This is a genomic window from Pseudomonas sp. GL_090 (genome assembly GCF_057837765.1).
This window is the reverse complement of record NZ_CM174452.1, coordinates 5,971,342-5,984,149: the sequence shown is the minus strand read 5'-3', so window position 1 is coordinate 5,984,149 and position 12,808 is coordinate 5,971,342. Positions and strand designations below refer to the sequence as shown.

The following is a 12,808-nucleotide window of genomic DNA, read 5'->3' as shown; positions in this document are numbered from 1 at the left end:
ATCTGAATTGTGATTGGAGTGGTTATGGGTGATCGGCACGACTACGTGGCCCTCGAGTGGGTCAAGGGCGAGATTGCCGAAACGCTGAAACAGGCTCATCACGCGATTGAAAACCTGCTCGATGACCCGCAGGCGACCCAAGCGCTGGATGATTGCCTGGCATGCATCCATCAGGTCCACGGCAGTTTGCAGATGGTCGAGTTCTACGGCGCGGCGCTGCTCGCCGAAGAAATGGAACAACTGGCCATGGCCCTGCAGGGCAACCGTGTCAGCCATCGCGACGAGGCGTTGCACCTGTTGATGCAGGCCCTTGGGCAGTTACCGATCTACCTCGACCGGGTGCAAGGCGCGCGCCGCGACTTGCCACTGGTGGTGTTGCCACTGATCAACGACCTGCGCAGCGCCCGTGGCGAAAGCCTATTGTCGGAAACCAGCCTGTTCAGCCCGCAATTGCCCGAGTTGCCAGCGCTGGACGCACATACGCTGGCGCAACTGGAACCGGCCGAATTGCCAAGTGTGCTGCGCAAGCTGCGGCAGATGCTGCAAATGGCGCTGGTCGGGTTCCTGCGTGAACAGAACAACGACACCAACCTCGATTACCTGGCCAAGGTCTTTACCCGCCTCGAAGCACTGTGCGCCAACGCCCCCCTGAACCCGTTATGGCAGGTGGCATCGGCGCTGGTCGAAGGCATGCAGGACGGTGCGATCGCCAACAGCCCGGCCTTGCGCAGCCTGTTCAAGGAGGCCGACAAGGAACTCAAGCGCCTGCTCGAACAGGGCATGCCCGGCATCAATCAACCGGCCCCGCCGGAGCTGCTCAAGAGTTTGCTGTTCTACATTGCAAAGGCCGAACATCCCACCGGGCAGATGCTGACCATGAAAGAACGCTACTCACTGGACGACGCGCTGCCCGACAGCGCGATGGTCGATGAAGAACGCGCGCGGCTGGCCGGTCCCGACCGTGACGCCATGCGCTCGGTGCTGGCTGCCCTGTGCGAAGAACTGGTGCGGGTCAAGGAGCGCCTGGACCTGTTCGTGCGCAGTGACCGCCAGCACACCTCCGACCTCGACAGCCTGCTGGCGCCGCTGCGGCAAATCGCCGACACCTTGGCGGTGCTGGGTTTCGGCCAGCCGCGCAAGGTGATCATCGATCAACTGGCGGTGGTGCTCAGCCTCGCTCAGGGCCAGCGCGAACCCAATGATGCGATCCTCATGGACGTTGCCGGGGCCCTGTTGTACGTCGAAGCGACACTGGCCGGCATGGTCGGAACTGTTGAACCGGAAAGCCAGGACGACAACCGCCTGCCGACCACCGACCTGACGCAGATCCATCAGATCGTGATCAAGGAGGCCCGCATCTGTCTGCAGCAGGCCAAGGACATGATCGTCGACTACATCGACGCCGATTGGGATCGCCAGCATTTGCAGGCGCTGCCGGCCTTGCTGACCCAGGTGCGCGGGGCGCTGGCGATGATTCCCTTGAGCCGGGCGGCGAGCCTGGTCGAAACCTGCAATCACTTTATTCGCGAGCACCTGTTGCTCGAGCCGGGTCAACCGGGCTGGCAGGAACTGGACAGCCTGGCCGACGTGATCACCAGCATCGAGTACTACCTCGAGCGCCTCAGCGATGACCCGCAGGCCCTGGGCGAAAACCTGCTCGATGTCGCGGAGAAAAGCCTGGCGAGCCTCGGGTTTTTCCCCCGTGAGCAGCATGTGCCCGTGCTGGAGGATGTGCTCAACCCGAGCGAAGCGCAGGTCATGCAGATGATGCAGGAGCTGGATGATCCACAGGTCGTCCAGACCCTGGCCGATGTGCTCGCCAGCCCGGTTTCGAGCCTGAACCCGCCCGCGCAGAACACCCCGGGCAGCCTGCTGCCGCCGCCGGCAGGCGAAGAGCCGGTGGACGAGGAACTGCGCGAGGTGTTCCTCGAAGAGACCGAAGAAGTCCTGGAGATCCTGCGCGAGTACTTGCCGCGCTGGTCGGTCAACCCTGACAACCACTCGGCCCTGAGTGAGCTGCGCCGTGCCTTTCATACCCTCAAGGGCAGTGGTCGCATGGTGCGCGCTCTGGTGCTGGGCGAGCTGGCCTGGGCCGTGGAAAACCTGCTCAATCGTGTTCTGGAAGGCAGCGTGGAACCGGGCGCTACGGTGCAGCAACTGATCGGCGATGTGCTGCATCTGCTGCCGGAGCTGGTGGCTGAATACGCCGCCAATGCCCAGCGTCAACGCAACGATGTCGATCAGTTGGCCGCCCGCGCCCATGCCCTGGCCAAGGGCGATGAACCTGTGTCCGATGAGGATACGCAAGATGTCGCGGCGCTTGACCCGCTGTTGCTGGAGATCTTCCGCAAAGAAGCCGAAACCCACTTGGGCAGCCTCAATCGTTTCCTCGATCAGGCTGCCGAACATGTGCCGTTGCAGGCCAGCGACGAATTGCAGCGCGCCTTGCACACCCTCAAGGGCAGCGCTTATATGGCCGGTGTGTTGCCGATTGCCGAGCTGGCCGCACCGCTGGATCAACTGGCCCGGGAATATAAGGCGCACCTGATTGCGCTGGATCTGGATGAAGTCGAATTGCTGCTGGAAGCAGAAGGGCTGTTTCGCCTCGGCTTGCGTCAGCTCAAGAAAGATCCACTGGCGGAAGTTCCCGGTGCCCGGGGTTTGACCGAACGCGCCAGGGCGCTGCTGGCCGAGCGCCTGGAAAATCTCCTGAGCACACCGAACACCGGGCTGCGGATCAAGCGCGATCCGCAACTGATCAACAACTTCCTCGCCCAGGGCATGGACATCCTGCTGGACATCGAAAGCCTGTTGCTGCGTTGGCAGCAACACCCCGGCGAACGTCAGGAACTCAGCGCGCTGTTGGACGAGTTGACCACCCTCGGCGAAGGCGCCCATCTGGCCGACCTGCACCCGGTGGATGAATTGTGCGAAGCATTGCTCGATCTGTACGGTGCCGTGGAGGAAAGCAGCCTTGCGGTCAGCGAGCGGTTTTTCCACGAGGCACAGGCTGCCCATGAAGCGCTGATCAACATGCTCGACGAACTGGCCGCCGGCCAGGAAGTCAGCCCGCAGCCGCAGCGGATCAGGGCCTTGCGCGAGCTGCTCGACGAGAGCCTCGACCCGTCGGCCATGGGCCTGATCCGCAGCGATGGCAGCCGCAGCCTGAGCATCCGTGAATTGGGTAGCGCCACCGCAGAGCTTGAGCGCACGCTACCCCCTGTAGGAGCGAGCTCGCTCGCGATGGACGTTAACGATGACGCGTTGTCATCGGATAAACGCGGCGCCGGTGAGACCATCGTCGGAACGCCGCCCGGAGACGAGCTCGCTCCTACAGGAGAGGGGCGCGGGCTGGACGATGAAATAGTCGCGATCTTCCTTGAGGAAGCGGTGGATATCCTTGAAAGCGCCGGTCAGGCCTTGCAGCGCTGGTTGCGCGACTCGGACAACGCCGCGCCACTGTCGTCCCTGCAACGGGATTTGCACACCCTCGAAGGTGGCGCGCGCATGGCCGAGGTCGGGCCGGTCGGCGATCTGGCCCATGAACTGGAAAGCCTTTACCAGGGCCTGGTGGATCGTCGTTATGCCTTCAGTGATTCACTGGCGGTGCTGCTCAAACAGTGCCATGAGCGACTGGCGTTGTACCTCGAACAGTTGCAGCTCAACCAGCCGCTGGACCACTCCCGTGAGCTGATCGAAGCCATTCGTGCCTACCGTCAAGGTCATGCGGGTATCGCCGAGTCCGTCCGGCAGGCGACCGACAACGATTCGGCTGCGCATGATCCGGAATTGCTGGAGATCTTCCTCGAGGAAGGTTTTGACATCATCGAAAGCTCCGGGGCGGCGCTGGAGCGCTGGCAGGTCCAGCCGTCGAGTCGTCAGGAAGTGGAAACCCTGCTGCGCGACCTGCACACCCTCAAGGGCGGTGCGCGCATGGTGGAAATCGCCGCGATTGGCGATCTGGCCCATGAACTGGAGTTTCTCTACGAAGGCCTGTCCACCGGTGTGCTGCAACCGACGGAGGCGTTGTTCGCGCTGTTGCAGCGCAGCCATGACCGCTTGGCGCAGATGCTCGATGCGGCCCGCGCCGGTGAGCCGATGCCGCCGGCCGACCGTTTGATCTATGCGATCAAGAACTTCAGCCACCCGGTCGTGCCTGAAGCACCCGCGCCGGTTGCGGCGCCGGCCATGCCCAAGGCCGAGCCGCTGACGCCGCCTTCCGATGCCGGTGCCGGTGCCGACATGGTCAAGGTCTCGGCAGAGCTGCTCGACGATCTGGTCAACCTGGCCGGTGAAACATCGATCTTCCGTGGCCGGATCGAACAGCAGGTCAACGATGCGCACATCGCCCTGAACGAGATGGAGACCACCATCGAGCGGATGCGCGACCAGTTGCGCCGCCTCGATACCGAGACCCAGGGGCGGATCCTCAGCCGCCAGCAAGTCGATGCCGAACGCCTGGACTACGAGGAATTCGACCCGTTGGAAATGGACCGACACTCACAGTTGCAGCAATTGTCCCGGGCGCTGTTCGAATCGGCCTCTGACTTGCTCGACCTCAAGGAAACCCTTGAGCGACGCAATCACGACACAGAAAACCTGCTGCAACAGCAGGGCCGCATCAACACCGAACTGCAGGAAGGCCTGATGCGCACGCGCATGGTGCCCTTCGAACGCATGCTCCCGCGTTTGCAGCGCATCGTCCGGCAGGTGGCCGGCGAACTGGGCAAGGACGTGGATTTCATCGTCGACAACGCCGAAGGCGAGATGGATCGCAACGTTCTCGAACGCATGGCCGCGCCGCTGGAACACATGCTGCGCAACGCCGTCGACCATGGCCTGGAGTCCGTCGAGGTGCGGCTGGCGGCGGGGAAACCGGCCAAGGGCAAGATCACCCTCGATCTGCTGCGCGAAGGGGGCGACATCATCTTCGACATCCGCGACGACGGAGCCGGTGTGCCGCTGGATGTGGTGCGGCGCAAGGCGATCAAGCGCGGCCTGCTCGCCCCTGACAGCGTCATCAGTGATCACGACGTGTTGCAGTTCATCCTGCAACCGGGGTTTTCCACCGCTGAAAAAATCACCCAGATCTCCGGGCGCGGCGTCGGTATGGACGTGGTGCATGAAGAGGTGCGGCAGCTGGGCGGCACCATGAGCATCGACTCGGTGCCGGGGCAGGGCGTGCATTTCCGCATTCGCCTTCCGTTTACCGTATCGGTCAACCGGGCGTTGATGGTGCAGTGCGGTGAGGACCAATACGCGATCCCGCTCAATACCATCGACGGCATCGTGCGCGTCCTGCCCAATGAACTCGAAGGGTATTTCCGTTTCGATTCGCCGACCTACGAATACGCCGGACAACGTTACGAGCTGTGCTATCTGGGTGAGTTGCTGAAAACCAGCCCGCGCCCGAAACTGTTGGGGCAGAGCCTGCCGTTGCCGGTGCTGCTGGTGCAGTGCAACGAACGGCACATCGCGGTGCAGGTGGATGCCATGGCCGGCACCCGCGAGATCGTGGTCAAGAGCCTGGGGCCGCAGTTCGCGGCGGTACAAGGGGTGTCCGGGGCGACGATTCTCGGCGACGGCCGGGTGGTGCTGATTCTGGATTTGCTGGCGCCGATCCGCGCCATGCAGGCCCGTGTACCCCAGCGTCCGGCGGGGCAAGAAGTCGAGGCCGAACCGCATCGGCCGCTGCTGGTGATGGTGGTCGACGACTCGGTCACCGTGCGCAAGGTCACCAGCCGCTTGCTCGAACGCCACGGCATGAACGTGCTGACCGCCAAGGACGGGGTCGATGCCATGCTACTGCTGGAAGAACACATGCCCGACCTGATGCTGCTGGACATCGAGATGCCGCGCATGGATGGCTTCGAAGTCGCGACCCAGGTGCGCAACGATGAACGTCTGCGACACCTGCCGATCATCATGATCACTTCCCGCACCGGGCAGAAACACCGCGACCGCGCCATGGCCATCGGCGTCAACGACTACCTGGGCAAGCCGTACCAGGAATCGGTGCTGCTCGAAAGCATTGCCTTGTGGAGCAAGACCCATGCTTGAGCACCGCACCAGTAACCTCACCGGCCTGCTGCTGCCGTTGGCCGACCGCAACCTGATCCTGCCCAACGTCGCCGTTGCCGAGCTGATCGATTACCAGCAGCCGGGGACGTTCGACCTCGACACACCGCCGTGGTACCTGGGCCTGGTGACGTGGCGCGACCGGCAGATTCCGCTGCTGAGTTTCGAGTCGGCCTGCGGGCAGAAAATCGTCATCGGCGAACGCGCGCGGATCGTCATTCTCAACGCCCTGGGCGGGCGCCCCGAACTGAAATTCATCGCGCTGCTGGTGCAGGGGATTCCGCGCTCCTGCAAGCTCGATAGTCAGTTGAGTTACGTGGATGTGCCGTTGTGTTCGCTGGAGCAGGCGGCGGTACAGGTGGGCGAGCAGGTGGCCAAGGTGCCGGATCTGTTGGCGCTGGAGGGGTTGTTGGTAGATGCCGGGTTAGTCGAATGACTCTGGTTTTGCTGTGACTACACTGCCCCCTTCGCGAGCAGGCTCGCTCCCACAGGGTTTTTGTGTGCGACACAGATCCATTGTGGGAGCGAGCCTGCTCGCGAAGGCGTCAGTTCTGACAACCATTACCCTGAGCGTAACGATCCATCACTCTGCTTGATTGATACGCCACACCCAACACTCCTAAGGTAGCTCCACGACAGCGAACCCGTGGAGTGGTCATGACAACAACAATATCCCCCGACTCGCGATGGACGCGGCGGCGCAGCGAAAAGCAGCGGCGTCTCGAGCTGGTGCGAGGCCTGGCCGACGGTGTGGTACTGCCCACCGACAACATCGTGGCGGCGCTGGAGGCGTTGATCCTGCCTGGCGACCGCGTGGTGCTCGAAGGCAACAACCAGAAGCAGGCGGATTTTCTTTCGCGCTCCCTGGCCAAGGCCGACCCCGCGAAGTTGCATGACCTGCACATGATCATGCCCAGCGTCGGGCGCTCCGAGCACCTGGACCTGTTCGAACGCGGCATCGCCCGCAAGCTCGACTTCTCTTTTGCCGGTACCCAGAGCCTGCGCATCAGCCAGTTGCTCGAAGACGGCCTGCTGGAAGTCGGCGCGATCCACACCTACATCGAACTCTACGCACGGCTGGTGGTGGACCTGATTCCCAACGTCGTGCTATCGGCCGGGTTCATGGCCGACCGCGCCGGCAACATCTACACCGGGCCGAGCACCGAAGACACCCCGGCGCTGATCGAACCGGCGGCCTTCAGCGACGGCATCGTCATCGTTCAGGTCAACCAGTTGGTGGACGACGTCAGCGACCTGCCGCGTGTCGACATTCCCGCCTCCTGGGTCGATTTCGTGGTGGTGGCCGACAAGCCGTTCTATATCGAACCGCTGTTCACCCGCGATCCTCGGCACATCAAGCCCGTGCACGTACTGATGGCAATGATGGCGATCCGCGGCATCTACGAAAAACACAACGTGCAATCCCTCAATCACGGCATCGGTTTCAATACCGCTGCCATCGAACTGATCCTGCCGACCTACGGCGAGTCTCTCGGTCTCAAAGGCAAGATCTGCCGCAACTGGACGCTCAACCCGCACCCGACCCTGATCCCCGCCATCGAAAGCGGTTGGGTCGAAAGTGTGCATTGCTTCGGCACCGAGCTGGGGATGGAAAACTACATTGCGGCGCGTCCGGATGTGTTCTTTACCGGGCGCGACGGCTCCCTGCGTTCGAACCGAATGTTCAGCCAGCTGGCCGGGCAGTACGCGGTGGACCTGTTCATCGGCGCCACCCTGCAAGTCGATGGCGACGGTCATTCTTCCACCGTGACTCGCGGACGACTGGCCGGTTTCGGCGGGGCACCGAACATGGGCCACGACCCGCGCGGTCGTCGTCACGGCACACCGGCCTGGCTGGACATGCGCAACACCGACGTGGCAGAGCCGATGCTCGAACGCGGCAAGAAACTCGTGGTGCAGATGGTCGAAACCTTCCAGGAGGGCGGCAAACCGACGTTTGTTGAAACCCTCGATGCGGTTGATGTGGCGAAGAAAAGCGGCATGCCACTGGCGCCGATCATGGTCTACGGCGACGACGTGACCCACCTGTTGACCGAAGAAGGCATCGCCTACCTGTACAAGGCGCGCTCGCTGGAAGAACGCCAAGCGATGATCGCCGCCGTCGCCGGAGTGACCGCCATCGGCCTGCGCCACAACCCCAAAGACACCGCGCGCATGCGCCGCGAAGGCCTGATCGCCTTACCCGAAGACCTCGGCATCCGCCGCACCGACGCCACTCGCGAGTTGCTCGCGGCGAAAAGCGTGGCCGATCTGGTGGAGTGGTCCGGTGGCCTCTACAACCCGCCCGCCAAGTTCAGGAGCTGGTAATGCACGCACTTAACCTGCAACCAAAAAGCCTGAGCCTGGCCGAACGGCTGGCGGACCTGGCGGTGGACGCACTGATCGATGAGGCTGATCTGTCGCCAAAACCGGCACTGGTCGACCGTCGCGGCAATGGCGCCCACACCGATTTGCACCTGGGGCTGATGCACGCTTCAGCGCTGTCCTTGTGGCCGGCCTTTAAAGAAATGGCGGAAGCCGCCATCGAGTTCGGCGAAATCGGCTTGCCCCTGCGCGAAGCCGTGGGCCGCATCGGTCGCGAAGGCGAGCAAGCGATGCTCGACACCACTGGCGGGGTGAACACCCATCGCGGGGCGATCTGGGCCTTGGGCCTGTTGGTCACTGCCGCTGCACTGGAACCTCAATCCTGCAGTGCCAATAGCGTGGCGTTACGTGCTGCGCGGTTGGCCCTGCTCGACGACCGTTTTGCGCCACGTCCGCTCAGTCACGGTGCGCAAGTCGCCCAGCGCTACGGCGCTCGCGGTGCCCGTGAAGAAGCGCAACTGGGTTTTCCGGCGGTGACCCAACGTGCTCTGCCCCAACTGCTGCGCAGCCGCGCCGCCGGCCATGGCGAACAGAACGCCCGGCTCGATGCGCTGTTGGCGATCATGACGAATCTGGCCGACACCTGTGTGCTTTACCGCGCCGGTGAAGAGGGCCTGAACACCATGCAACTGGGTGCCCGGGCGGTGCTCGATGCAGGTGGCAGTGCCAGCCTCGGCGGACGTCGCCGCCTGCATGAGCTGGACCAACAACTCATCGCGTTGAATGCCTCGCCCGGCGGCGCTGCCGACCTGCTCGCAGCCTGTCTGTTCATCGACCGTATCGCGTCGGGCGACGGCCTCATCCAGGGAGCTTTTTGATGGAAACCTTATCCTTTGAATTCCCCGCCGGGCAGCCGCCACGCGGTCGCACCCTGGTGGGTTGTGTCGGCTCGGGCGATCTGGAAGTGCTGATCGAACCGGGTCAGGCCGGCAAGCTGACGATCAACGTGCAGACCTCGGTCAATGGCAGTGAACAACGCTGGCAGCATCTGTTCGCGCGGATGTTCGACGGCCAGACGCCACCGGCCATGGATATCGATATCCACGATTTCGGCGCGACGCCCGGCGTGGTGCGCCTGCGTCTGGAACAGGGCTTCGAGGAGATCGGCCATGACTGACAGCGCATCCCTGCTCAACAAGCACAGCTTCGTCGAACTCGGTGCCCGGCAACGGGCCAAGGCCCTGCTCGACGCCGGCACCTTCCGCGAGCTGCTTGACCCCTTTCAACGGATCATGTCGCCGTGGCTGTCGCGCCAGGGCGTGGTGCCACAAGCCGACGACGGCGTGGTGATCGCCAAAGGCAAACTCGATGGTTTGCCGGTGGTGATCGCGGCCATCGAAGGTGCGTTCCAGGGCGGCAGCCTCGGTGAAGTCGGCGGAGCAAAAATTGCCGGCGCACTGGAACTGGCCGCCGAAGACAACCGCAACGGCATCCCGACCCGCGCCGTGCTGCTGCTGGAAACCGGCGGCGTGCGCTTGCAGGAAGCCAACCTCGGCCTGGCGGCCATTGCCGACATCCACGCGGCGATTGTCGATTTGCAGCAGTACCAACCCGTGGTCGGTGTGGTGGCGGGCAGCGTCGGTTGCTTTGGCGGCATGTCGATCGCCGCCGGGTTGTGCAGCTATCTGTTGGTGACTCAGGAAGCACGACTGGGCCTGAACGGTCCACAGGTGATCGAACAGGAAGCCGGACTCGAGGAGTACGACTCCCGCGACCGGCCCTTCATCTGGGGCCTGACCGGTGGCGAGCAGCGTTTCGCCAGTGGCCTGGTGGATCGCTATGTTGCCGACGACGTGGCGCAGATTCGCCAGCAAGTCGGCGAGTTACTCCAGCAAGGTTTGCCTGAACAACCGCGCAGCCGTCAGGCAGAGTTGTTCCTGCAACACCTGGCGCGTCTGGATGCCGAGCCGCAAATCGAGCCGTCCGTGGTTCGTGATCTGTACCAAGGAGAACGCCCATGAGTTCGTATTCCCTGCGAGGCTTGAACTGGTTCAACGCCTTGAGTACCGGGGCGAAAGCGGTCGAGGGTTTGCCGGCTTCGCTGAAGGTCGCCGACGGTTCGCTGGGCGATCAGCCTGTGCGATTCATCGCGGTGGTGGCCGACCCGGAAAACCGCTTCGTCCGTGCCCGCAACGGCGAGGTGGGTTTGCTCGAAGGCTGGGGCCTGGCCAAGGCCGTGGATGAAGTCATCGCCGCCGATCAGAACAAGGCACAAAAACGCGCCCTGGTCGCCATCGTCGACGTGCCGAGCCAGGCTTACGGTCGACGGGAGGAAGCCCTCGGCATTCATCAGGCGCTGGCCGCTGCGGCGGACAGTTATGCCCGTGCCCGTCTCGCTGGCCATGCGGTGATCGGACTGCTGGTGGGCAAGGCGATGTCCGGGGCGTTTCTGGCCCACGGCTATCAGGCCAACCGCTTGATCGCCCTGCGCGATCCGGGGGTGATGGTGCATGCCATGGGCAAGGCGTCGGCGGCGCGGGTGACCTTGCGCAGCGTCGAAGAGCTCGAAGCCCTGGCGGCCAGCGTGCCGCCGATGGCCTATGACATCGACAGCTACGCCAGCCTCGGGCTGCTGTGGGAAACCTTGTCGGTGGACCGGATCGAGCAGCCGACGGCGGCGGATCTGGCGCGTGTGATCGAGTGCCTGCATCAGGCGATTGACGATGTGGCCGCCGCTGGCCCTGATCTAAGCGGTCGCCTGGGGGCGGCCAATCGTGCGGCGTCGAGCAAGGTTCGCCAATTGCTGAGAGCGCAGTGGTGAATACGTTTCTGGCTCACGACCTGCTGTGGGGCATGAACCCGCAGCAGTTGCCTGCGGACGCGCCGGCCTGGGTGATCGAGTCGATCATTGCCGGCCAGCCGGTGGTGGTCCGTCGCGCCTTGAGCGCGGTGGGGCAGGTGGCGGTCGGCGTGCGCGGGCCGTTGCGCGAGCAGCGATTTGCGGCGGTGATGGAAGTCGCTGCCGTCACGCGGCGGGTGCGGCCGGAAGAGCTCCGCCATGTTCAAGGCCAGCGCGATTTCCCGGCGCTGCGGGCCTTGGCGCAACTGCGCTCGCACCTCGATGACTGTGGTTGGAACTGGGGTGTCAGCGGCAGCGCCGGGTTCGAGCTGGCCAGTGGGTTTTACGCTTTGCACGAGGGTAGCGACCTCGACCTGATCCTGCGTACGCCACGTCCGTTGAGTCGTGTCGACGCCCAGGCGTTGGTGGCCGTTCTCGACACAGCCGTGTGTCGCGTGGACCTGCAATTGCAGACACCATCGGGCGCCGTTGCCTTGCGCGAATGGGCCGGTGCTTCGTCGCGGGTCCTGCTGAAAAACGCCATTCAAGCCACTCTGGTTACTGATCCGTGGAATCCACAGGAGCAAGCAGCGTGAGCAGCTTGCTGGTGTTCCCCGGCCAGGGCGCGCAACAACCCGGAATGCTGGCGCGTTTGCCTCGGGAAACGTTGATCGAGGCGAGCGACCTGCTCAGTGAAGATGTGACGCAGCTGGATTCTGCCGAGGCGTTGCGGTCGACGAGGGCGGTGCAGCTTTGCCTGCTGATCGCCGGCGTCGCCGCTGCACGCCAGCTGGCCATGGCCCCGGACTACGTGGCCGGCTTGTCGATCGGCGCTTATCCGGCAGCGGTGGTGGCTGGCGCGCTGGGTTTCGGCGATGCGTTGCATCTGGTCAGCCTGCGCGGTGAGTTGATGCAACAGGCTTATCCACAGGGCTACGGCATGACCGCGATCATCGGTCTGGACCTGGCCACGGTGGAAGGATTGCTGGCCCGGGTGCACTGCGCGCAAATGCCGGTTTATCTGGCCAATATCAACGCCGATAACCAGCTGGTGATTGCCGGTAGCGACGCGGCGATGAAAGCGGTGGCCGAGTTGGCGAAGGGTTGCGGAGCTGGCTTGGCCAAGCGTCTGACAGTGAGCGTGCCTTCCCACTGCCCATTGCTTGAGGCCTCTGCGCAACGACTGGCCGACGCCTTCGCCAAGGTGCCGCTGCACACTCCAAAGATGGGCTACCTGAGCGGCAGTCGCGCGCGTCCGCTGATCAAGCCTGAAGCCTTGCGTGACGACCTGGCCTTCAACATGTGCCGCATCGTCGATTGGCGCGGCACGGTACAAAGCGCCTACGAGCGTGGCGTACGTCTACAGATCGAACTGCCGCCCGGTGCGGTGCTGACCGGGCTGGCGCGCCGGGTGTTCGAGCAGGGCACCGTGATTGCCTTCGACGGTGCCCGGCTCGATACCTTGCAGGCGCTGATGCGTGAGGAGGGAAGCCGTCACTCCTAAATGACCGACTCAGGCTTCGAACAACAAAAACAACATTCGACGATGCACTTTGAGGACTACAA

Annotated in this window: 9 protein-coding genes; all 9 read left to right on the top strand. The window is 63.6% G+C overall.

From position 1 onward, the window contains the following. Positions 1-24 precede the first annotated feature (24 nt). The 9 genes from AC3ITA_RS27055 (at position 25) to mdcH (ending at position 12,746) form a co-directional block, all read left to right on the top strand. A complete protein-coding gene (locus AC3ITA_RS27055; RefSeq protein ID WP_489278859.1) occupies positions 25-6,060 on the top strand; it encodes an Hpt domain-containing protein in 6,036 nt (2,011 codons plus the stop codon). Beyond that, positions 6,053-6,514 carry a chemotaxis protein CheW gene (locus AC3ITA_RS27050; RefSeq protein ID WP_489278857.1) on the top strand — a complete coding sequence of 154 codons (462 nt, stop codon included), beginning with the start codon at positions 6,053-6,055 and terminating at the stop codon, positions 6,512-6,514. The genes AC3ITA_RS27055 and AC3ITA_RS27050 overlap by 8 nt, the downstream gene beginning before the upstream one ends. A gap of 221 nt (positions 6,515-6,735) precedes the next feature. Then, positions 6,736-8,406, top strand: coding sequence for a malonate decarboxylase subunit alpha (mdcA, locus tag AC3ITA_RS27045; RefSeq protein ID WP_008001151.1), 1,671 nt, complete (start codon positions 6,736-6,738; stop codon positions 8,404-8,406). Further along, a complete protein-coding gene (locus tag AC3ITA_RS27040; RefSeq protein ID WP_150672077.1) occupies positions 8,406-9,281 on the top strand; it encodes a triphosphoribosyl-dephospho-CoA synthase in 876 nt (291 codons plus the stop codon). Before mdcA ends, AC3ITA_RS27040 begins: the two co-directional genes overlap by 1 nt. Further along, entirely contained in the window at positions 9,281-9,580 is a 300-nt protein-coding gene (locus AC3ITA_RS27035) for a malonate decarboxylase subunit delta (RefSeq protein ID WP_007975424.1), read from the top strand. The genes AC3ITA_RS27040 and AC3ITA_RS27035 overlap by 1 nt, the downstream gene beginning before the upstream one ends. Then, positions 9,573-10,424, top strand: coding sequence for a biotin-independent malonate decarboxylase subunit beta (locus tag AC3ITA_RS27030; protein WP_489278855.1), 852 nt, complete (start codon positions 9,573-9,575; stop codon positions 10,422-10,424). Before AC3ITA_RS27035 ends, AC3ITA_RS27030 begins: the two co-directional genes overlap by 8 nt. Next, positions 10,421-11,224, top strand: coding sequence for a biotin-independent malonate decarboxylase subunit gamma (gene mdcE / locus AC3ITA_RS27025; RefSeq protein ID WP_095944409.1), 804 nt, complete (start codon positions 10,421-10,423; stop codon positions 11,222-11,224). Before AC3ITA_RS27030 ends, mdcE begins: the two co-directional genes overlap by 4 nt. Beyond that, on the top strand, positions 11,218-11,838 hold the full coding sequence (locus AC3ITA_RS27020) for a malonate decarboxylase holo-ACP synthase (RefSeq protein ID WP_489278853.1): 621 nt from the start codon (positions 11,218-11,220) through the stop codon (positions 11,836-11,838). The genes mdcE and AC3ITA_RS27020 overlap by 7 nt, the downstream gene beginning before the upstream one ends. Then, the gene (mdcH, locus tag AC3ITA_RS27015) at positions 11,835-12,746 is read left to right on the top strand and encodes a malonate decarboxylase subunit epsilon (protein WP_150672074.1); all 912 of its coding nucleotides are present in this window, start codon (positions 11,835-11,837) and stop codon (positions 12,744-12,746) included. Before AC3ITA_RS27020 ends, mdcH begins: the two co-directional genes overlap by 4 nt. Positions 12,747-12,808 lie beyond the last annotated feature (62 nt).